At 66.5% G+C, this 18,467-nt stretch carries 25 protein-coding genes and 1 tRNA gene; 13 read left to right on the top strand and 13 right to left on the bottom strand.

Annotation, left to right across the window (positions count from 1 at the left end; translation table 11 throughout):
- The first annotated feature begins 3 nt into the window (after positions 1–3).
- On the top strand, positions 4–870 hold the full coding sequence (locus tag AAIO73_RS06490; RefSeq protein WP_345876935.1) for a cytochrome c1: 867 nt from the start codon (positions 4–6) through the stop codon (positions 868–870).
- Positions 870–1,418 (top strand): adenine phosphoribosyltransferase, encoded by a 549-nt coding sequence (locus AAIO73_RS06485; protein WP_526023780.1) that lies wholly within the window; start codon positions 870–872, stop codon positions 1,416–1,418. The genes AAIO73_RS06490 and AAIO73_RS06485 overlap by 1 nt, the downstream gene beginning before the upstream one ends.
- 158 nt (positions 1,419–1,576) lie before the next feature.
- On the opposite strand, the gene hisF is transcribed toward AAIO73_RS06485, so the two are convergent.
- The 5 genes from hisF to hisB are packed head-to-tail and all read right to left on the bottom strand — an operon-like array spanning position 1,577 to position 4,583.
- Entirely contained in the window at positions 1,577–2,347 is a 771-nt protein-coding gene (hisF, locus tag AAIO73_RS06480; RefSeq protein WP_345876932.1) for an imidazole glycerol phosphate synthase subunit HisF, read from the bottom strand.
- Positions 2,344–3,093: a 1-(5-phosphoribosyl)-5-[(5-phosphoribosylamino)methylideneamino]imidazole-4-carboxamide isomerase gene (gene hisA / locus AAIO73_RS06475; protein WP_345876931.1), complete on the bottom strand. Its 750-nt coding sequence runs from the start codon at positions 3,091–3,093 to the stop codon at positions 2,344–2,346. Before hisA ends, hisF begins: the two co-directional genes overlap by 4 nt.
- Positions 3,093–3,692, bottom strand: a complete 600-nt coding sequence (gene hisH, locus AAIO73_RS06470) for an imidazole glycerol phosphate synthase subunit HisH (protein ID WP_345876930.1) — start codon at positions 3,690–3,692, stop codon at positions 3,093–3,095. The genes hisA and hisH overlap by 1 nt, the downstream gene beginning before the upstream one ends.
- Positions 3,689–3,994: a YciI family protein gene (locus AAIO73_RS06465; protein ID WP_345876928.1), complete on the bottom strand. Its 306-nt coding sequence runs from the start codon at positions 3,992–3,994 to the stop codon at positions 3,689–3,691. Before AAIO73_RS06465 ends, hisH begins: the two co-directional genes overlap by 4 nt.
- Position 3,995: 1 nt before the next feature.
- Positions 3,996–4,583: an imidazoleglycerol-phosphate dehydratase HisB gene (hisB, locus tag AAIO73_RS06460; protein ID WP_345876927.1), complete on the bottom strand. Its 588-nt coding sequence runs from the start codon at positions 4,581–4,583 to the stop codon at positions 3,996–3,998.
- A gap of 81 nt (positions 4,584–4,664) precedes the next feature.
- Between hisB and AAIO73_RS06455 the strand changes: the two genes are divergently transcribed.
- The 6 genes from AAIO73_RS06455 (at position 4,665) to gmk (ending at position 8,423) form a co-directional block, all read left to right on the top strand.
- Positions 4,665–5,147 carry an SspB family protein gene (locus AAIO73_RS06455; RefSeq protein WP_242120453.1) on the top strand — a complete coding sequence of 161 codons (483 nt, stop codon included), beginning with the start codon at positions 4,665–4,667 and terminating at the stop codon, positions 5,145–5,147.
- Positions 5,144–5,560 carry a GNAT family N-acetyltransferase gene (locus AAIO73_RS06450; RefSeq protein WP_345876926.1) on the top strand — a complete coding sequence of 139 codons (417 nt, stop codon included), beginning with the start codon at positions 5,144–5,146 and terminating at the stop codon, positions 5,558–5,560. Before AAIO73_RS06455 ends, AAIO73_RS06450 begins: the two co-directional genes overlap by 4 nt.
- Before the next feature lie 22 nt (positions 5,561–5,582).
- A complete protein-coding gene (gene fumC / locus AAIO73_RS06445; RefSeq protein ID WP_345876925.1) occupies positions 5,583–6,968 on the top strand; it encodes a class II fumarate hydratase in 1,386 nt (461 codons plus the stop codon).
- A gap of 220 nt (positions 6,969–7,188) precedes the next feature.
- A complete protein-coding gene (locus AAIO73_RS06440) occupies positions 7,189–7,407 on the top strand; it encodes a hypothetical protein (protein ID WP_345876924.1) in 219 nt (72 codons plus the stop codon).
- On the top strand, positions 7,404–7,610 hold the full coding sequence (locus tag AAIO73_RS06435; protein ID WP_110152741.1) for a hypothetical protein: 207 nt from the start codon (positions 7,404–7,406) through the stop codon (positions 7,608–7,610). The genes AAIO73_RS06440 and AAIO73_RS06435 overlap by 4 nt, the downstream gene beginning before the upstream one ends.
- A 150-nt stretch (positions 7,611–7,760) precedes the next feature.
- On the top strand, positions 7,761–8,423 hold the full coding sequence (gene gmk, locus AAIO73_RS06430; RefSeq protein WP_242120445.1) for a guanylate kinase: 663 nt from the start codon (positions 7,761–7,763) through the stop codon (positions 8,421–8,423).
- Positions 8,424–8,486: 63 nt separating this feature from the next.
- Here gmk and AAIO73_RS06425 read toward each other — a convergent pair whose 3' ends face one another.
- The 4 genes from AAIO73_RS06425 to AAIO73_RS06410 form a co-directional block, all read right to left on the bottom strand.
- A complete protein-coding gene (locus AAIO73_RS06425; protein ID WP_345876923.1) occupies positions 8,487–9,701 on the bottom strand; it encodes an SDR family oxidoreductase in 1,215 nt (404 codons plus the stop codon).
- Positions 9,702–9,766: 65 nt separating this feature from the next.
- The gene (locus AAIO73_RS06420; protein ID WP_345876922.1) at positions 9,767–9,970 is read right to left on the bottom strand and encodes a DUF1289 domain-containing protein; all 204 of its coding nucleotides are present in this window, start codon (positions 9,968–9,970) and stop codon (positions 9,767–9,769) included.
- Positions 9,971–9,974: 4 nt separating this feature from the next.
- Positions 9,975–11,366, bottom strand: a complete 1,392-nt coding sequence (locus tag AAIO73_RS06415) for a DEAD/DEAH box helicase (RefSeq protein WP_345876921.1) — start codon at positions 11,364–11,366, stop codon at positions 9,975–9,977.
- A 108-nt stretch (positions 11,367–11,474) separates the two neighbouring features.
- Positions 11,475–11,924 carry a hypothetical protein gene (locus tag AAIO73_RS06410; protein WP_345876920.1) on the bottom strand — a complete coding sequence of 150 codons (450 nt, stop codon included), beginning with the start codon at positions 11,922–11,924 and terminating at the stop codon, positions 11,475–11,477.
- Between the two features lie 106 nt (positions 11,925–12,030).
- On the opposite strand from AAIO73_RS06410, the gene AAIO73_RS06405 reads away from it, so the two are divergent.
- The 3 genes from AAIO73_RS06405 to AAIO73_RS06395 all read left to right on the top strand — a co-directional run bounded on the left by AAIO73_RS06405 (position 12,031) and on the right by AAIO73_RS06395 (position 14,871).
- Entirely contained in the window at positions 12,031–13,473 is a 1,443-nt protein-coding gene (locus AAIO73_RS06405; RefSeq protein WP_345876919.1) for an FAD-binding oxidoreductase, read from the top strand.
- Between the two features lie 79 nt (positions 13,474–13,552).
- Positions 13,553–14,338, top strand: a complete 786-nt coding sequence (locus tag AAIO73_RS06400; protein WP_242120433.1) for a SapC family protein — start codon at positions 13,553–13,555, stop codon at positions 14,336–14,338.
- Complete coding sequence (locus AAIO73_RS06395) at positions 14,338–14,871, top strand: cytochrome b (RefSeq protein ID WP_345876917.1); 534 nt, start codon at positions 14,338–14,340, stop codon at positions 14,869–14,871. The genes AAIO73_RS06400 and AAIO73_RS06395 overlap by 1 nt, the downstream gene beginning before the upstream one ends.
- 184 nt (positions 14,872–15,055) lie before the next feature.
- Here AAIO73_RS06395 and AAIO73_RS06390 read toward each other — a convergent pair whose 3' ends face one another.
- Entirely contained in the window at positions 15,056–15,919 is an 864-nt protein-coding gene (locus AAIO73_RS06390; protein ID WP_345876916.1) for an N-formylglutamate amidohydrolase, read from the bottom strand.
- Between the two features lie 101 nt (positions 15,920–16,020).
- Here AAIO73_RS06390 and cpdR point away from each other — a divergent pair, with 101 nt between their 5' ends.
- Positions 16,021–16,398, top strand: a complete 378-nt coding sequence (cpdR, locus tag AAIO73_RS06385) for a cell cycle two-component system response regulator CpdR (RefSeq protein WP_056455298.1) — start codon at positions 16,021–16,023, stop codon at positions 16,396–16,398.
- A gap of 75 nt (positions 16,399–16,473) precedes the next feature.
- Positions 16,474–16,548: transfer RNA gene (locus AAIO73_RS06380), tRNA-Val, on the top strand.
- A 26-nt stretch (positions 16,549–16,574) separates the two neighbouring features.
- Here AAIO73_RS06380 and AAIO73_RS06375 read toward each other — a convergent pair.
- The 3 genes from AAIO73_RS06375 to AAIO73_RS06365 all read right to left on the bottom strand — a co-directional run.
- A complete protein-coding gene (locus AAIO73_RS06375) occupies positions 16,575–17,576 on the bottom strand; it encodes a hypothetical protein (RefSeq protein ID WP_345876914.1) in 1,002 nt (333 codons plus the stop codon).
- 23 nt (positions 17,577–17,599) lie between these two features.
- Positions 17,600–18,007, bottom strand: a complete 408-nt coding sequence (locus AAIO73_RS06370) for a hypothetical protein (protein WP_345876913.1) — start codon at positions 18,005–18,007, stop codon at positions 17,600–17,602.
- On the bottom strand, positions 18,004–18,467 hold a 464-nt coding region (locus AAIO73_RS06365; protein WP_345876912.1), incomplete at its 5' end, for a hypothetical protein. The genes AAIO73_RS06365 and AAIO73_RS06370, both read right to left, overlap by 4 nt.

Raw genomic sequence — 18,467 nt, 5'->3', positions numbered from 1 at the left:
ACGATGCTCTCCTTCGCTTCCCGTTTTCTCGCCCGCAACCTCAACCTCGTCGTCGGCGCGGGCTTTCTCTTCGCGCTGCTGCTCGGTATCTTCTCGACCGTCGGTGGCATGCTGCACGACGAGCCGGTCCATTCCGCCGAGCACGAATTTCACCTAAAGCCGCGTGAGGCGGGGCTGCAATCGGCGGGGCTGTTCGGCACCTTCGACAATCAGCAGCTCCAGCGCGGTTTCCAAGTGTATAAGGAAGTCTGCTCGGCCTGCCATTCGCTGCGGTTGGTGTCGTTCCGCGATCTCGCTGCGCTCGGCTATGACGAGGGGCAGATCAAGACGATCGCCACCGACTGGCAGATCGAACAACCGAGCGTGAACCCGGAGACGGGTGAGGCGGCGACGCGCAAGAACCTGCCGTCCGACCGCTTCCCGCTGGTCTTCGCCAACGACGTCGCCGCCCGCGCCGCCAACAACAATGCGGTGCCGCCCGACCTGTCGCTGATGACCAAGGCGCGCGACGACGGCCCCGACTATGTCTATTCGCTGCTGACCGGCTACAGCGCGCAGCCCGCCGAATTGCTGCGCAAGTTCCCCGAGGCGAAGACGCCCGAGGGACTGCACTTCAACCGCTATTTCGCGACGCTGAACCTCGCCATGGCGCCGCCACTGACCGGGGACGACCAGGTCCAGTATCAGGACGGCACCCGCGCGACCGTCGACCAGATGGCGAAGGACGTCGCGGCGTTCCTGACCTGGACCGCCGAGCCGAACCTGCAGAAGCGTCACACCTGGGGCGTGGCGGCGGTAATCTTCCTGCTGATCTTCACCGGCCTCGCCTTCGGTGCCTATCGCAATATCTGGCGGGGCATGAAGCATTGATCGTTGCGGATGCCGCCGGGTCGGCGGAGATCGCCCGGCGCATCCGCACCATCCCGGATTTTCCCAAACCCGGCATCCAGTTTCGCGACATCACCACGCTGATCCTCGATCCCGAGGGCTTGCGGCTGGCGGTCGACGCAATGGTCGCCGCAGTCCGCGGTCCGATCGATCTGGTCGCGGGGATCGAGGCGCGGGGCTTCGTCTTCGCGCCCGCCGTTGCGCTGGCGCTGGGCGCGGGCGTGTTGCTGGTGCGCAAGGACGGCAAGCTGCCCGGCGCGACCATCGCCGAGGATTATGCGCTCGAATATGGCACCGACCGGATCGCGATCCATGCCGATGCCTGTGCACCCGGTGCGCGGGTACTGCTGGTCGACGACCTGATCGCGACCGGCGGCACGGCGCGGGCGGCGGTGCGGCTGTTGCGCAAGGCGGGCGCGGTGGTCGAGCAGGCGGTATTCGCGATCGACCTGCCGGACTTGGGCGGCGCGGAGTCGCTGCGATGCGAGGGGATCGGGGTGTCGGCGCTGGTGGCGTATCCGGGCGAGTAGAAGCAAGACGATTTCAAGCAGACTCGTTCGTCCTGAGTAGCCATTGAGCCTGTCGAAATGGCGTATCGAAGGACCTTTGGTGGCGGGTGCTTCGATACGGTCTTCGACAATCTCAGCCGCTACTCAGCACGAACGGGTAGGCTTTGGGTCATCATGCCCTACCCCCGCGCAGGCGACCGGACCGGCACCCCCGCTGCCGCCAGCGCGGCGTGCGCCTCGGCCACCGAAGCCTCGCCGAAATGGAAGATCGACGCTGCCAGCACCGCACTCGCATGACCCTGCGTAATGCCGGCGACCAGATGGTCGAGCGTCCCGACCCCGCCCGAAGCGACCACCGGCACCGATACCGCATCGGCGATGGTGCGGATCAGGTCGAGGTCATAGCCGTCGCGCGTCCCGTCGCGGTCCATCGACGTGACCAGCAACTCGCCGGCCCCCAGTTCGGCGAGGCGGAGCGCATGTTCGACCGCATCGATCCCCGTCGCGCGCCGGCCGCCATGGGTGAAGACTTCCCAGCGCCCGTCGCTGCGCCGCGCGTCGACCGAGGCGGTGACGCACTGGCTGCCGAAGCGGTCGGCGATATCGGCGACCAGTTCGGGCCGGGCGACGGCGGCGGAATTGACCGCGACCTTGTCCGCCCCGGCCAGCAGCAGCGCGCGCGCATCCTCGGGCGAACGCACCCCGCCGCCGACGGTCAGCGGCATGAAACATACCTCTGCCGTCCGCCGCACCACGTCGATGATCGTGTCGCGTCCCTCATGGCTGGCACCGATATCGAGGAAGGTCAGTTCGTCCGCACCCGCCGCATCATAGGCGCGCGCCTGTTCGACCGGATCGCCCGCGTCGCGCAGTTCGACGAAGTTCACGCCCTTCACTACCCGCCCGGCATGGACGTCGAGACAGGGGATGACGCGCGCCCGCACGGTCATGCGGCGGCGACCCGGATCGCTTCCGCGAGGTCGAGGCGACCGTCGTACAGCGCGCGGCCGGTAATGACGCCCTCGATCCCCGCCTTGCCCTTCAGCGCATGGATATCCTCAATCCCGGCCACGCCGCCGCTGGCGATGACCGGGATCGATACGGCGGCGGCCAGCGCGGCGGTCGCCTCGACATTGCAGCCCTTGAGCATCCCGTCGCGGCCGACATCGGTGAACAGCAACGCGGCGACGCCGGCATCCTCGAACCGGCGGGCAAGATCGGTGACCGAGACGGTCGACACATCGGCCCAGCCGCGCGTCGCGACCATGCCGTCCCACGCATCGACCGCGACGACGACCTGCCCCGGACAGGCGGCGGCGGCCTCGCGTACGAAATTGGGGTCTTCCAGCGCGGCGGTGCCGATCACCACCCGCGCCACGCCCAGATCGATCCAGCGATCGACATTGGCGCGGTTGCGGATGCCGCCACCCAGCTGCACCCGGCCCGGAAACGCCCGCAGGATCGCGGCGACCGCATCGCCATTGATCGATTCACCGGCAAAGGCGCCGTCGAGATCGACGACGTGCAGATGGTCCGCCCCCGCATCGGCGAACAGCCGCGCCTGATGCGCCGGATCGTCGCCATAAACGGTAGCGCGGTCCATATCGCCCTCGGCCAGCCGGACGATCTGCCCGCCCTTCAGGTCGATGGCGGGGAAAACGGTCAAGCCACCGACGCGCTGCGTCGCGGCGGACATCAAGGACGCCATTCGAGAAACCTCTCCAGCAGCGCGATGCCATAGCGCTGGCTCTTTTCGGGGTGGAACTGCACACCCAGCAGGTTGTCGCGACCGATTGCCGCCGTCACCGGGCCGCCATGATCGGTGGTAGCCAGCACCTGATCGCCGTCGAACGCATAGCTGTGCAGGAAATAGGCTTCGCCCGGCATCAGCAGCGGGTGATCGCGGACGGGCACGACATCGTTCCAGCCCATATGCGGCACGGTGACGCCGGGCGACGCGGGCAGGCGGCGGACACTGCCCTCGATCCAGCCGAGACCGGCATGGACGCCGAACTCCTCGCCGGTCGTGGCGAGCAACTGCATCCCGACACAGACGCCGAGGAACGGCACTCCGCCGTCCAGCGCTCGTTCGCGCATCGCCTCGACCATGCCGGGGATCGCGCTCAGGCCGTTCATGCACGCCGCGAACGCACCGACGCCGGGCAGGACGATCCGATCGGCGCGCCGCACCGCTTCCGGATCGGCGGTGATCGACAGGTCGGTCGCGCCCGCCGCCTTCAGCGCATTGGCGACCGAATGGAGATTGCCCGCGCCGTAATCGATCAGTGCAATCAAAACAGCGCGCCGATCTGGTCCGTGGCCAGCGTCATGGTGAAGGCGACGATCTCGACCGTCGCGACGCCGTTGACGACGAACGGGTCGGTCTCCGCCACCGCGCGCACCGCGTCCTCTTCGCCGCGAAACAGCAGCACGCCCCCGGTCGGCGGATTGCGGCGCCCGGCGAGCAGCATGACGCCCTCGTCCATCGCCTTCTTGATCCACGCGACATGTGCCTCGCGGTGGACGTCGACTTCGTCGAGCGGCTTCACATAGGTGAGCATCGCAAGGCTCATCGGCTGCATCGGACGGGCTACCATGTCACAACACTCCCTTGGTCGACGGGATGGCATCGCTCTTGCGCGGATCGATCTCGGTCGCAGTGCGCAGCGCGCGCGCCAGCCCCTTGAAGATGCTTTCGGCGATATGATGGTTGTTGGTGCCGTACAGCGTCTCGATATGCAGCGTGATGCCGGCGGCCTGTGCGAAGCTGTGGCAGAAATGGCCGAACATTTCGGTATCCATCGTGCCGAGTTGGGCTTGGGTGAACTGGACTTTCCACACCAGCCACGGCCGCCCCGAAATGTCCAAGGCGACACGGGTCAGCGTCTCGTCCATCGGCGACAGCGCGTCGCCATAGCGGCGGATGCCGCGCTTGTCGCCCAACGCCTTGGCGAACGCCTCGCCGATCGCGATGCCGGTATCCTCGACGGTGTGATGCGCGTCGATATGCAGGTCGCCGACCGTGCGCACGGTCAGGTCGATCAGCGAATGGCGGCTCAACTGTTCGAGCATATGGTCGAAAAAGCCGACACCGGTCGACACGTCATAGGTGCCGGTGCCGTCGAGATTGACCGTGACGTCGATCGACGTCTCGCTGGTCCTGCGGGCGATGGTGGCGGTGCGCATGCGCGGTTCCATAGCGCCTGTGGGCCGCCATGCAACGCAACGAATCTTGACGGGCGGGCAAACGCCGCTAACCCAAGGCCCATGACCCAGTCCGTCGCCGATAGCCTGATCCCGTATGACGAGATCGTCCAGGAAGCTTTGCGCGCCGTCGTCGGGCGCGTGCTCGGGCAGGTATCCGCCAGCGGCGGCCTGCCCGGCGAGCATCACTTCTATATCACCTTCAAGACTCAGGCCCCCGGCGTCGACATCCCCAAGCGCCTGATCGAACGGTTCCCGGACGAGATGACGATCGTCATCCAGCATCGTTTCTGGGACCTGACCGTGGACGAGGCGCGCTTCTCGGTGGGGCTTAGCTTCGGCGGTATTCCCTCGACGCTGGTCATTCCCTTCGCCGCGATTACCGGCTTCCACGATCCGGCGGTTAATTTCGAACTGCGGTTCCAGGCGAATGACGAGCCGGGCGACGAACCCGAACCGCATGATCCGCCCGAAAACGACGCGCCGATCGCGACCAGCGAGGACGGGTCGAACGTCGTCGCGGTGGATTTCAAGCGCAAGAAGTGACGATCGAGGTTGTCGCGACGCCGGGTGAAGCCGAGCGCGAGGCGATCCTGCGCATCCTGTCCGCGCATAACGACGCGGCGGTCGGCCCGACCGCGCGGCGGCAGGTCGCGATCGTCGTCCGCGACGATGCAGGTACGATCTGCGGCGGGCTGTGGGGCAAGATCGGCTATCGCTGGCTGTTCGTAGAGTTCCTGGCGGTATCGCCCGAGCATAAAGGGCAGGGGACCGGCCGCGACCTGATGCAACGTGCCGAGGATCTGGCGCGCGAGGCGGACTGTATCGGCATCTGGCTCGACACGTTCAGCTTTCAGGCGCGCGGTTTCTACGAAAAGCTGGGCTTCGCGCATTTCGGCACGATCGGCGATTTCCCGCCGGGCCATTCCCGCTTCTTCCTGTCGAAACGGATCGACTGACGCGGCCACGGGTTCTCGTCGCATGACAGATACCCGTACCGAAACCGATTCGATCGGCGCGATCGAGGTTCCCGCCCACGCCTATTGGGGCGCGCAGACCGAACGATCGATCGAGAATTTCCCCTTTCCCCCGTCCGAACGGATGCCGATCGGCATCGTCCATGCGTTGGCCATTGTGAAGCAGGCGGCGGCGCGGGTGAACCGCGCGCACGGCCTCGACGCTCGAATCGCCGATGCGATCGAAGCGGCGGCGGGCGAAGTGATCGCCGGCAAGCTCGACGACCAGTTCCCGCTGGTCATCTGGCAGACCGGCAGCGGCACCCAGTCGAACATGAACGCAAATGAAGTTATCGCCGGGCGCGCCAACGAGGCGCTGACCGGCACCCGCGGTGGCAAATCGCCCGTCCACCCCAACGATCACGTCAACAAGGGCCAGTCGTCGAATGACAGCTTTCCGACCGCGCTGCATGTCGCAGCGGTCGTCGCGCTCAACCGCGACCTGATCCCCGCGCTCGACCGGCTGGCCGGGTCGCTGGAAGCGAAGGCAACGGACTGGTCCGATATCGTCAAGATCGGGCGCACCCATTTGCAGGATGCGACGCCGCTGACGCTGGGGCAGGAGTTTTCGGGCTATGTCGCGCAGTTGCGCGATGCGAAGCGTCGGTTGCAGACGGCCGAAGGCGACCTGTTGCGGCTGGCGCAGGGCGGCACGGCGGTCGGCACCGGGCTGAACGCCGCACCCGGGTTCGCCGAGGAAGTCGCGGCGGAAATCGCCGTGATCACCGGCCATGCCTTCGTCACCGCGCCGAACAAGTTCGAGGCGCTGGCATCGAACGATCCGCTGGTGCAGTTGTCGGGTACGCTCAACACGCTGGCAGTCGCGCTGACCAAGATCGCCAACGACATCCGCCTGCTGGGATCGGGGCCGCGCTCCGGGCTGGGCGAGATCGACCTGCCTGCGAACGAACCGGGCAGTTCGATCATGCCGGGGAAGGTCAATCCGACCCAGTGCGAGATGCTGACGATGGTGTCGGCGCAGGTAATGGGCAATCACCTGTCGGTGACGGTCGGCGGCATGCAGGGACATTTGGAACTCAACGTCTTCAAGCCGCTGATGGGCGCGGCGGTGCTGCGTTCGATCGACCTGCTGGCGATCGGCATGGTCAGCTTCGCCGAGCGCTGCGTCGACGGGATCGAACCCAACCGCGCGCGGATCGGGGAACTGGTCGAACGCTCGCTGATGCTCGTCACCGCATTGGCGCCGGAGATCGGTTACGACAATGCCGCGAAGATCGCCAAGCATGCGCACCAGGAGGGGCTGACGCTGCGCGAGGCGGGACTGGCGCTGGGGCTAATCGATGAGGCGACGTTCGACCGGCTGGTCCGGCCGGAAACGATGGTCGGATAGGCGCGATCGCTGTCCTACAGGGACGGCTTGTGCGATGCCGCTGGCGGGCTTTCGCTTCCTGCTTTTTGACATGACGGTTCGGTGTTGGGCGTAGTGCACGCAAGCTGCACGAGTGTGAACTTTGTGAACTTTGGCATTGGCCCGCGGTCGGCAGATGCGGGCCGTAGGGAACATTCGAGCCCTTCCTGCGCTGTATTTGTATAATGTTAGCGAGGAAGCCATGGGCGCAACGACGATAGGGGCACTGGTCGGTGCCGCCATCGACAAGATGAGTGGCGATGACGATTCGAGCATCGATGGCGCGATCAAGGGCGCGGTCGTCGCCAATGTTCTGAAAGTCGTCGTGCCCATGGCGATAACCTACGCCGTCGGCTGGGCCGTCTTGCGAGGTGCCGGCGAATTGAAGGCGCAATTGTTCGAAACGGAGGACGCAGCATGATCGGACGGATTATTGGCGCACTGGTTGGGCGCGAAATGGATCGTCGTGATGGTCGCGGTGGGGCCAAGGGCGCTGCGATGGGCTGGCTCGCCGGCAGCGCGATGCGTCGCATGGGGCCACTCGGCATGATCCTTGGCGGCGGCTATGTCGCCAAGAAGGCCTATGACCGCCGCAAGCTCGACAAGATGCGACGCGGCTATTGAGAGGTTCGCGGTTCCCGCCGATGGCGAGAGCCGCACCCGCCCGGCCAGCCGGGACGGCATCGGATACCGGGCAGCCGGATCATCGCAAGGGGCGACGGATTGCCGTCGCCCCTTGACGCCGTGCATCGCCCCGCGCGATGAGGCCCCGCCATGAGCCATCTGCCAGACCCCGACCTTCACGGTTTCAAACGCCGGGGAGTGTTGTTCGTCCTGTCCTCTCCCTCCGGTGCCGGCAAGTCGACGATCGCACGCAAGCTGCTGGCGGCCGAAAACGACCTGTCGATGTCGGTTTCCGCCACCACCCGCGCGGCGCGCGACGGGGAAGTCGACGGCAAGGACTACCACTTCGTCGACCTCGAGGAATTCCGGCGCATGGTGTCGGATCACGAATTCCTCGAATGGGCGCATGTCTTCGGCAACCGCTACGGCACGCCACGCGCACCGGTCGAAGCGATGTTGAGCGCGGGCAAGGACGTGCTGTTCGACATCGATTGGCAGGGCGCGCAACAGCTGTTCCAGATCGCCGGCGGCGACGTTGTCCGCGTCTTCATCCTGCCGCCGTCGATGGCTGAACTGCGGCAACGACTGGTATCGCGCAACACCGACAGCGTCGAGGTGATCGACGCCCGCATGGCCCGCGCCGCGGCCGAGGTCAGCCACTGGGACAGTTACGACTATGTCCTCGTCAACGACGATGTCGAGGATTGCTTCCGCAAGGTGCAGACGATTCTCGCCGCCGAACGCCTGCGCCGGTCGCGCCAGACCGGGTTGATCGGCTTCATCCGCAAATTGCTCCGGGCACCGGGCGAATAACGTTGTGACCCCCGCCACTCCGGCGCAAGGCCGGGGTGGCGATGGGTGAAGCGTTTAGCGTCCTTACGGCTGCGCGACCTTGATCTCCGCCGCATTGGGTGCGACTGGTGCACCCGCCGGCCGCTCCGAAAAGACCGGCTCGCTGCCCGGAATCGTCCCCTCATCGGCAATTCCGGCGGCGTAGGAAGCGCTGGCATCGGTGCCATCGGCCTGATGGGCGCGGGGCGGGGGCAGCAGCTTCGGTTCGTCGGTCCGCCGACGCGGCGTAGATCCGCGCAGCGACAGCAACATGCCTGCCGCCACGCCGACACTGCCGAGGATCGCCATCGTCGTCCACGGCCGCATCTGCGCCTCGAGCGCTAGGCTCTGCTTGCGGACATGGATATCCTGGTTCGACCGTTCGCGTCCGCCCCTGCGCGGTTCGAACAGATTGTCCTTGGCACCGGGCGTTGCGGGGGTGTCGATGGTCTGCGCCTCTTCCTTGAAGAACAGTTCCATAAACCGGTCGGCGCTGCGGGGCAGCAGGTTGCTCATCTTGGTCATCGCCATGCCGGTGCCGCCGACGGTCAGGTCGCGCTTCGGATGGGCGGCGGCGAAGCAGATCGCCTTGGCGACCAGTTCGGGGTCATAGACGACCGGCGGCACCCGTGCGGGCTTGTCCATGCGGTTGCGGGCATGTTCGGGATAGGGGGTGTTGATCGCCGCGGGCTTGATGAGCGTTACCGACAGCGGCCGTCCCTCGGCCTCCATCTCCATGCGGAACGCCTCGGTGAAGCCCTGTACCGCATGCTTCATCGCGCTGTAGGCGCCTTGCACCGGCACCGTCCGGTCGGACAGGATCGATCCGAGATTGACGATCGCCCCGCCACCACGTGCGGTCAGTTCGCGCGCTGCATAGAGCGAGGCGGCGACGGTCGCGAAATAGCCGACGTCGAACACCCGGCGCTGTTCGTCGATGCCGGTATCCTCCAGCCGGGCATAGAGCGCGACGGCGGCATCGTTGACCCAGGTATCGAACCCGCCGAATGCAGATCGTGCCTTGGCCCCGATCCGTTCGGGCGCATCGGCGGCGGTGATGTCGATCGCGAGAAAGTCGGCCTTGCCCCCGCGCAGCCGGATCGTCTCGACTGCTTCGCGCAGCGCATCCTCGTTGCGCGCGACGAGCAGAACCTTGGCCCCTTCGCGGGCGGCACGGCGGGCGGTGGCAAGGCCGATGCCCGACGAGGCACCGGTGATGACGATCGTCTGTTCGGACAGCGGCTTGAGCGTGACGGCCATGAGGGGAACCTCCGAATGTCTGGATGGCGCGCTCAACGCACGGCAACCCTCCGGGGTCCGGCCATCTATTGTTCGAGGTCGACCATACGCTGCGGCAGCACTGCCATCACCGCGCGGCGCGCATCGCTGTCGATCGCGGTCCAGCGCGCGATCTCATCGCGCGTCCGCCCGCATCCGAGACACCAGCCGGTGTCGGTATCGATCGAACAGACCAGTACGCAGGGGCTTTCGATCGCTTGCGGCGCGACCGATTCGAACACGTCGTCCACCCGATCAGACCGGGATGCGGACATTCAGGAAGGCGGGGAAGGGGCCGTTCCAGCCGCCATCCTCGACCGCGTCCTGCTGGACATAGCGGGCCGGGCGTTCGTCGCGGCGTTCGGGCGCCCGTTCCTCGCGGTCGCGGCGCGGGCGGCGTTCCTCACGCTCGGCACGCGGTGCACGCTCGCGCGGTGCTTCCGGTTCGGCGGCAGCAGCAGGACGGGTGCGGCGGCCACGGCGCGGCGCTTCCTCGACCGGTTCGGCCTCGACCGGCGCTTCCACCGGTTCGCCGCCCATCTCAAGCACCGGAATCTTCTGCCCGGTCAGCTTCTCGATATTGGCGATATTCTCGGCATCGTCGGGCGTGACCAGCGTATAGGCGACGCCGGTCGCACCACCGCGACCGGTCCGGCCGATGCGGTGGACATAATCGTCGGGATGCCACGGCGCGTCATAGTTGAAGACGTGGCTGACGCCCTTCACATCCAGCCCGCGCGCCGCGACGTCGGATGCGACCAGGATCGACACGTCGCCCTGCTTGAACCGCTCCAGCTCGGCGATGCGCGCCGACTGGTCCATGTCGCCATGAATCTCCGCCGAGCGGAAGCGGGCACGCTGCAGGCTCTTGTTCAGCTCGCGCACCGTCGTCTTGCGGTTGCAGAAAATGATCGCGGTGCGGACGTCTTCGTGCGCCAGCAGCGTGCGCAGCACTTCGCGCTTCTTGGCGGCGGCGACCGGCACGACGTGCTGACTGATGTTCAGGTTGGTCGAGGCCGGGCGCGACACCTCGATCGTCTTGGGATTGTCGAGGAACTTGTCGGCCAGCTTCTTGATTGGCGGCGGCATCGTCGCCGAGAACAACAGCGTCTGGCGCTGCTTGGGCAGCTTGGTGCAGATTTCCTCGATATCGGGAATGAACCCCATGTCGAGCATGCGGTCGGCTTCGTCGATGACCAGCATCGAACAACCGGTCAGCAGGATCTTGCCGCGGGTGAACAGGTCCATCAGCCGGCCCGGCGTCGCGATCAGCACGTCGACGCCCTTTTCGAGCGCCGCCAGCTGGTCGCCCATCGACACGCCGCCGATCAGCAGCGCCATCGACAGCTTGTGGTTGGCGCCGTACTTCTCGAAATTCTCGGCGACCTGCGCAGCGAGTTCGCGCGTCGGTTCGAGGATCAGCGAGCGGGGCATCCGCGCCCGGCTGCGTCCCTGTGCCAGAATGTCGATCATTGGCAGCACGAACGACGCGGTCTTGCCGGTACCGGTCTGGGCGATCGCGACCAGATCGCGCATCATCAGCACCGACGGGATCGCCGCCGCCTGAATCGGGGTCGGTTCGGTATAGCCCGAATCGTTGACGGAACGCAGCAGTTCGTCGGACAGGCCGAGATCGGCGAAGGTCATTGCGGTTCCATGGCTGGGGAACGCAACAGGCCCGCGCTCCGGTAAATCGGACCGCGCGTCGCGGAAAATGCCGGAAAAGTCAAGTTTTGCGTGGCGGTCGCCTGCAATTCAGCGCGCTGGCACCAGCGCGCGGAACTGTGCGATCCGGCACTGGCCGCCGGTGCGCGACCGGATGACGTCACGCGACGCACACATCCGCCCGTCGCTGCTCGGCTTTATATACATGCCCGAATAGAAATCGAGCGAGGGGCAGTCGTCGGCCAGCCGCGCGCGCACCCGCCCGCCGCCATTGAGCAACAGGTCGACGCTATCGGTACGGCTGATCGTCACCGCCGCGACATTCTGAACGGGCAGGCAGCGGTCGGTGCGCTTTTCCACCCACTGGATCGGCGGCAGGGCGCGCGGGGCGCTGAACGCGACGGGGGCGAAGGGGGCGCGGGGGACGCGAATGATCATCCGCTGGATGCGTACCTCGGTCCGCACCGTCGCCTCCGCCGCTGGCGTGTCGGCAACGCGACGCTGCGCAGCGCCGGGCAAGGCCAGCAGAAGCAACATCATGGTCGCTGCGGGAAGCGGCAGGGCGGTCACGCGAACAACATCTCTGATCGGAATTTAACCACAGATGAACTGGTCGCAAGGGGGTAGCGATGCTAACCGACCGACCATGATGCCGTCGCCCGTCGCCGCGATGGTCGCCGATGCGCGTGAGGCGTTGGGCGACCGGATCGTCACCACCGATGCCGATCGGATCGCGCCGTGGCTGACCGATTGGCGCGGCCGCTATCACGGGCAAAGCGCCGCGCTGTTCGAACCTTCCGCTACGGAACAGGTCGCCCGGCTGGTCGCGCTGGCGGCAGGACATGGCGTGCCGATCGTGCCGCAGGGGGGCAACACGTCGATGGTCGGCGGCGCGACGCCCCCCGCCGATGGGTCGGCGGCGCTGTTGTCGCTCCGGCGGATGGACCGGATGCGGCGTATCGATCCGGGACAGGCGGTCGTCGAGGCCGGCGTCATCCTCCAGACCCTGCACGAGTCCGCCGCCGACACGGGACAGCGATTCCCGCTGACGCTGGGCGCGCGCGGGAGCGCCACGATCGGCGGGCTGGTGTCGACCAATGCCGGCGGTACGCAGGTGTTGCGCTGGGGCAATATGCGGCGGCTGGTGCTGGGCGTGGAGGCGGTGCTGCCCGATGGTTCGATCCATGACGGGCTGGCGGCGCTGCCCAAGGACAATCGCGGCTATGATCTGACCCAGTTGCTGGTCGGGGCGGAGGGGACGCTGGGCGTCGTCACCGCCGCGACGCTGAAGCTGGCCCCAGCCATTGCCGAACGCGCCGTCGCCTGGGCCGGGATCGCTGATCCCCAGGCGGGGCTGGACCTGTTGCGACGCATGCAGGCGGCGACCGACCGGATCGAAAGTTTCGAGATCATCCCTGCCGACACGCTGGCGCTGGCCGTTGCGCATGTGTCGGGGGCACGCGCGCCACTGGCCGGCGAGCATCGGTGGCAATTACTGATCGAGGCAGTCGCAGCGCCGGGCGAGTCGCCGCCCGCGCCCCTGCTCGAAACATTGCTCACCGAGGGTTTCGCCGCCGGTCTGGTCGAGGATGCCGTGATCGCCAACAGCGAGGCGCAGGCCGAAGCTTTCTGGCGCCTGCGCGACTCGCTGTCGGCGGCGGAGAAATCGACCGGCCCGGCGGTCCAGCACGATATCTCGGTGCCCGTCGACACCATGCCCCGCTTCATGATCGAGGCGGCGGCCGCGGCGGAGGCACGCTTCCCCGGCACCCATGCCACCGCCTTTGGCCATTTGGGCGACGGCAATGTCCATTTCCATGTTCGCGCGCCGGCCGGGGCGGATCCAACGCGCTGGTATGCCGAGGATGCACTGGTCGTCACCCGCTTCGTCCATGACGCCGTAACTGCGGCGGGTGGGTCGATTTCGGCCGAACATGGCATCGGCCAGATGAAGCTGGGCGAGCTCGAACGGCTGGGCCCGCCCGCGCGCCTCGCCGCGCTGCGCGGGATCAAGGCCGGGCTCGACCCGCTCGGGCTGTTCAATCCGGGCAAGCTCGTATCGCTTGCGCCCCGCGCGGCCAACCCATAGACGGTGGCACGAGGTACGCCCGGGGGGGCGGCCGTCCGGCCAAATCGTCGGGCAGAATTGAGTATCTGGAGACCCTGAAATGGCCAGCGCGCCGCAGAATCAATCGCTTCCGCTGTTCTATAATAATCTCGAACCGCTTTCGAGCCAGACGCACGGCAATTGGAAGGTCCGTTCGTCGGATCGTGCGCCGTTCCTGACCGGGCAGCATGCGATTCCCGTCACCGTCGAGGAATTCCCGCTGGTCCAGCGCCGGATGCCGATCGTGTTCTCGGTCGGCGACGATCCCGTGCCGCTCGCGCTGATGGGCCTGAACGAAGGGGTCAACACCTTCCTCGACGACGAAGGCCGGCTGCTCGACCAGGAAACCTATATCCCGGCCTATATCCGTCGCTATCCCTATCTCCTCGCCCGGCTGCGTCCCGATTCGGACGAGCTGTCGCTGTGCTTCGATCCGACGTCGGACGTGATCGGCCCGTTCGAGGATGGCGAGCCGCTGTTCGACGGCGATCAGCCGAGTGAAGTCACCAAGCAGATCCTCGCCTTCAACGAGCAGTTCGAGCAGGCCGGCCAGAAGACCGGCATGTTCATGAAGGAGATCAAGGATATGGGCCTGCTGATGGACGGCGAAGTGTCGATCCAGCAGGAAGGCAGCGACCAGCCGTTCGTCTATCGCGGATTCCAGATGGTGTCGGAAGAGAAGCTGAACGAGCTGCGCGGCGACCAGCTGCGCAAGATGCAGCAGTCGGGCATGCTGCCGCTGATCTTCGCTCACCTCTTCTCGCTGTCGCTGATGCGGGACGTGTTCGCGCGTCAGATGCGCCAGGGCAAGGTGCAGGCACAGCCGGTCGCGGTGCCGACCTTCTGATGGCCGCGTCCCGGCCGTTCCATGCCCAGCGTTATGCGCGCGGTGCGATCTTCTTTCATTGGACGATCGCGCTGCTCGTGCTGGTCAATCTTTGGATCGGCCTGGTCGGCGGGTCGATGGGCGTCCACAAGGCGGTCGGCATCACCGTGCTGGTGCTGACCGTCGGGCGCATCGTCTGGCGCATCGCCAACCCGCCGCCGCCGCTGCCCGCCCATGTCGCGGGATGGGAGCGGTTGGCGGCGAAGTGGACCCATCGTCTATTCTACGTCCTGCTCGTCGTCCTTCCGCTCAGCGGATGGGCAATGGTGTCGGGTGCCAAGCGCTACCCGCTCGACTGGTTCGGGCTGTTCCCGATCCCCTATTTGCCAATCCCGCCCGCGGTCGCCGGGGCAGGGCATGAGGCGCACGAGCTGCTCGGACTGTTGATGGCGGGACTGGTCGCGCTGCACATCGGCGCGGCGTTGCGGCACCAGTTCCTGCTGCGCGACGGCATCGTTTCACGCATGCTGCCGGGCGGTCGCCGGACGCGCTGAGGCGCGTTGCGATAAAGTCACGGTCAAATAGAAAAAGGCTCTTGAAGCCGCCCGCGCTGCTTCCTAAATACTGGTTACACGGTTCGATGTCCCCCCTTTCGTTGGACCGTGCGGCGCGTTTCACGCGCCTCCTCCCTGAACCTTGGCCACTCCGTGTTTTGCACGGGGTGGCTTTTTTCTTAGACTATTCCGCTGCGATGCGGCGCGTGCCATCCAGTGCGAAATCGACCATGAGATCGAGCACCGCCCGCACCAGCGCGACCATGTCGTCCAACCCTTGGCCGGGCCGGTCGAGCGCCGCGTCGAGATAGAGGCTGCGGTCGATCTCCATCTGCAACGCGTGAATGTTCGCGCGCGGCCGGGCATGTTCCGACAGGATGTGTCCACCGGCATAGGGGTGGTTGATCGCCAGCGGCAAACCATGGTTGCGCACTACCGCCGCGACCATATCGGTCAGCCGGCCGGCCGCGGTCCGTCCGTAGCGATCGCCCAGCACGATCCGCGCGGGATCGAGTCCCACCAGCGGCGGCATCGAATGCAGGTCGAGCAGGACGGCGACGCCGAACCGTGCCTGTGCCGCCGCCAAAGCCGCCGCCACCGCCGCATGATAGGGCGCATGATCGCGGTCGATCCGCTCGGCGACTTCCGCCCCGGTCAGCTTGCGCCGCCACATATTCTCGGCCCCGCCGCCCCGGCGCGGGATCAGGCCGATGCCGCTGCGGACCTTGTCCGATGCCGACAGGCCGGCGATGCGCAGCTCGGCACCGGCATCGACCTGGGGATCGCGGTCGCGCAACGGCGAGCGATTGAGGTCGATCCAGCCGCGCGGGCGCATCGCGACCAGCATCGTCTCCTGTCCGAGTGCGCCCAGCGCGACCGCATCGATATGGCGATCCTCCAGCGCCGTCAGCCGTGCGACCGGCACCGTCAGCAACGCCTGCATCGCCGGTGGATAGTCGCGTCCGGCATGGGGCACCGACACCACCACCGGCGACACCGGATCGGCCGGGCCGATGCGGCGGAAGGACGGGGAAGGGGCGGGGATCATGTCCCGTAGAGGATCACGGCCCGCCGCACTTGTCGAGCATATCGCTGGAAAATCTTAACCCGGCCGGGCATAATGTAGCGGCTCGGGTCGAAGGGGTTGGGATGTACAGGATTTTGCTGGCCGAAGACGACCAGGTGATGCGCGAGTATCTTACCCGCGCGCTGGAACGTGCCGGCTATGGCGTCAGCGCGGTCGATCGCGGCACGGCGGCAATCCCGCTGCTGCGGACCGAATCGTTCGACCTGTTGCTGACCGATATCGTCATGCCCGAAATGGACGGTATCGAACTGGCGCAGCGCGCCGGCGAGATGGTACCCGACCTGCGCGTCATGTTCATCACCGGCTTTGCCGCGGTCACGCTGAAGGCCGGGCGGCAGGTGCCGCACGCCCGCATTTTGTCCAAGCCGTTCCACCTGCGCGAGCTGGTGGCGGAGGTCGATCGGCTGTTCGCGGAAGAAAGAGTGCCGACCAGCAATTAAGCGCTTGTCAGGCGGCAATCGCGCCGCTAACAGCGCCACTCCGGTTTCGCTCTCTCCGGCAACAGAGAGAGCGCCGGGCGCGTAGCTCAGTGGTAGAGCACTGTGTTGACATCGCAGGGGTCGCAAGTTCAATCCTTGCCGCGCCCACCATTTAGAAAGCCCGCTAGGTCAATGACTTAGCGGGCTTTTTCCATGCCTACGACCTTGCCGTCGCCGCTGCCGGTCGCGGTAAAGCTGCGGTAAAATGCGCCCGGTGCCAGCTTTTCGACCTCGTCGATAATCGCTTCGATCTCGCGGCGGGCGGCCGAAAGATAGTCCGGATCGAACGGCGCATAGATATCGCTGACGCTGTCGAATCGGTCGTGGCCCAACATCATTTCGATTTCGCTCCAGTCGGCCTTCGCCATCCGGTCGCGCAGCAGCTTCGCCATGGAACGCCGGATCAGCTTCGTCCCGGCCTCGCCGTCGCCGGGCAGGGACAGCCGTTCGGCCATCGTGTCCCATGCCGAGCGGATGCTGTTGATTGGGATCAGGAACCCGGTCGTCGCGTCGAGCCACGGTGCGAACTGGCGCGCGACCGGGATGATCGGCCGGTATTTCTTTGTCTGCCGGCGGTTCGCCGGGTTGAGCGCGAGAATGCGCCGGTCGCTGTTCCACTGCCGGCGGTCCGGCGTGGTCGAGATATCAAGGATCGCGTCAGGCCGGGCGAGGGTCGCCACGGCGGCGCGCAGGAAGTTTAGCAGATGGCCGCGATAGACCCTGTGCCGGGCGAGCCACTTGGCGGTCGTGTCGGGCTTTTCGTCAAGCGCGAGCGCGTAGCGGAACATGCTGGCGATCTGGGCGACGCTCGACCGATGCTGCGGCGTGCGGTTCAGTTCGCGGACGGGGGTCGCCCGAAATTTGGCGGCGGCCGGCGTGTCGCCGCGTCGGTGCGCTTCGTTGATCGCGGCGGCCAGTTGCAGGACGCTGTTCTCAATCGTCGCCAGCGAGCGTTCGCGGGTCTTTCCGGTCGGCGAGACGATCGGCTGCGCCAGTGCCCATCTGCGGAAGCGCTCGACCCATGGCCCGTCGATCTGCGAGCAGCGGACCGCGACCTGATCGGTCGCGACCAAGTAGGCGACGACGTGGTTGAGGCGGGCGCGGATGGCCTCGATCGACGGCTTGTCGGCGGCCAACACCAGATAGTCGGCGATAGCGGATGTCAGGGCCGCGCTGCCGCTGCCTTGTCGGACTTGGCCGCAGGTCGGACAGATTGCTTCGCCCTGGGTGTGTTCGAGGTAGTGGCGATCGAGCGCAAGCCGCCCGGCCTCGTCGCTGCTTGTGCCCGCGCTAACGCTTCGCTCGCGCTTTCGCTCGACATCGTACCAGCAGATTTCGAGGTTGGCTCGATCAGGCCGGCGGATAAGCTTGTATTCGCCCCGCTGGTAGATCGGTTTCGGGCGCTTCGTTGCCGGCATTGGTCTCTCTGGCATTCTTCAACGGCGAGTCGGAACGTCGCATAGGCTCCTGTCGAGACGAACAGGTCAAGGTCGGCGGCCGAAAGCTGCATGCCCTTGCCCGATTCAATCTTGCGGGACAGGCGGCGGTCGAGGTCGGGAAGGGTCGTCATGCGGCGGCTCGATTGCTGGATTGGCGCAGGCGAAAGGCGGCGTTGGCGTGGGCCACGTCGAGGATGTTGCTGATGTGGTCAGGCGGGCGGGCGTGCCATGCGAGCGCTGCGACGGCTTCAGCGAAGTGCGCGGCCTCGGCATCCTCGCCATGGCGATCGGCCAACGCGCGGGCGCGATCGGCGGCAGCGTTCAAGTCCGTCCGCAGTTCGTGCGGATAGGTGCCTTCGGTGCCGCCGCTGACGATCCAAGCCGTCTCGGCATCATAGGGTGGCTGGCCGGCGGCGATGCTGTCCCATTGCGCGACTAGCGCCGTGGCGACGCGCAGACGGGCGGCGGCCTCGGCTTCGGTCAAGCGGCCTTTCTCGACGTGCTGCGGGTCGACTGTTCGACGCTGTTCGAGGATGCGGCGAGCAGCTACCGCAAGCGCGGGCCAGTCCGAAGCCAAGGCCGGCATGGGTG

The sequence above is a fragment of the Sphingomonas epibiotica genome (assembly GCF_039615155.1).
Lineage (GTDB): Bacteria > Pseudomonadota > Alphaproteobacteria > Sphingomonadales > Sphingomonadaceae > Sphingomonas.
Note: the sequence above shows the minus strand (reverse complement) of the source record. Positions and strands in the feature narration are given on the sequence as shown.

Excerpts from the sequence above, each read along its gene's own strand:
- AAIO73_RS06490 (WP_345876935.1), top strand. The coding sequence starts at position 4 with ATGCTCTCCTTCGCTTCCCGTTTTCTCGCCCGCAACCTCAACCTCGTC.
- hisF (WP_345876932.1), bottom strand. The coding sequence starts at position 2,347 with ATGACCGTGCGGGCGCGCGTCATCCCCTGTCTCGACGTCCATGCCGGG.
- hisA (WP_345876931.1), bottom strand. The coding sequence starts at position 3,093 with ATGTCCGCCGCGACGCAGCGCGTCGGTGGCTTGACCGTTTTCCCCGCC.
- AAIO73_RS06465 (WP_345876928.1), bottom strand. The coding sequence starts at position 3,994 with ATGGTAGCCCGTCCGATGCAGCCGATGAGCCTTGCGATGCTCACCTAT.
- hisB (WP_345876927.1), bottom strand. The coding sequence starts at position 4,583 with ATGCGCACCGCCACCATCGCCCGCAGGACCAGCGAGACGTCGATCGAC.
- AAIO73_RS06455 (WP_242120453.1), top strand. The coding sequence starts at position 4,665 with ATGACCCAGTCCGTCGCCGATAGCCTGATCCCGTATGACGAGATCGTC.
- fumC (WP_345876925.1), top strand. The coding sequence starts at position 5,583 with ATGACAGATACCCGTACCGAAACCGATTCGATCGGCGCGATCGAGGTT.
- AAIO73_RS06440 (WP_345876924.1), top strand. The coding sequence starts at position 7,189 with ATGGGCGCAACGACGATAGGGGCACTGGTCGGTGCCGCCATCGACAAG.
- AAIO73_RS06435 (WP_110152741.1), top strand. The coding sequence starts at position 7,404 with ATGATCGGACGGATTATTGGCGCACTGGTTGGGCGCGAAATGGATCGT.
- gmk (WP_242120445.1), top strand. The coding sequence starts at position 7,761 with ATGAGCCATCTGCCAGACCCCGACCTTCACGGTTTCAAACGCCGGGGA.
- AAIO73_RS06425 (WP_345876923.1), bottom strand. The coding sequence starts at position 9,701 with ATGGCCGTCACGCTCAAGCCGCTGTCCGAACAGACGATCGTCATCACC.
- AAIO73_RS06415 (WP_345876921.1), bottom strand. The coding sequence starts at position 11,366 with ATGACCTTCGCCGATCTCGGCCTGTCCGACGAACTGCTGCGTTCCGTC.
- AAIO73_RS06410 (WP_345876920.1), bottom strand. The coding sequence starts at position 11,924 with ATGATGTTGCTTCTGCTGGCCTTGCCCGGCGCTGCGCAGCGTCGCGTT.
- AAIO73_RS06405 (WP_345876919.1), top strand. The coding sequence starts at position 12,031 with ATGATGCCGTCGCCCGTCGCCGCGATGGTCGCCGATGCGCGTGAGGCG.
- AAIO73_RS06400 (WP_242120433.1), top strand. The coding sequence starts at position 13,553 with ATGGCCAGCGCGCCGCAGAATCAATCGCTTCCGCTGTTCTATAATAAT.
- AAIO73_RS06395 (WP_345876917.1), top strand. The coding sequence starts at position 14,338 with ATGGCCGCGTCCCGGCCGTTCCATGCCCAGCGTTATGCGCGCGGTGCG.
- AAIO73_RS06390 (WP_345876916.1), bottom strand. The coding sequence starts at position 15,919 with ATGATCCCCGCCCCTTCCCCGTCCTTCCGCCGCATCGGCCCGGCCGAT.
- cpdR (WP_056455298.1), top strand. The coding sequence starts at position 16,021 with ATGTACAGGATTTTGCTGGCCGAAGACGACCAGGTGATGCGCGAGTAT.
- AAIO73_RS06370 (WP_345876913.1), bottom strand. The coding sequence starts at position 18,007 with ATGACGACCCTTCCCGACCTCGACCGCCGCCTGTCCCGCAAGATTGAA.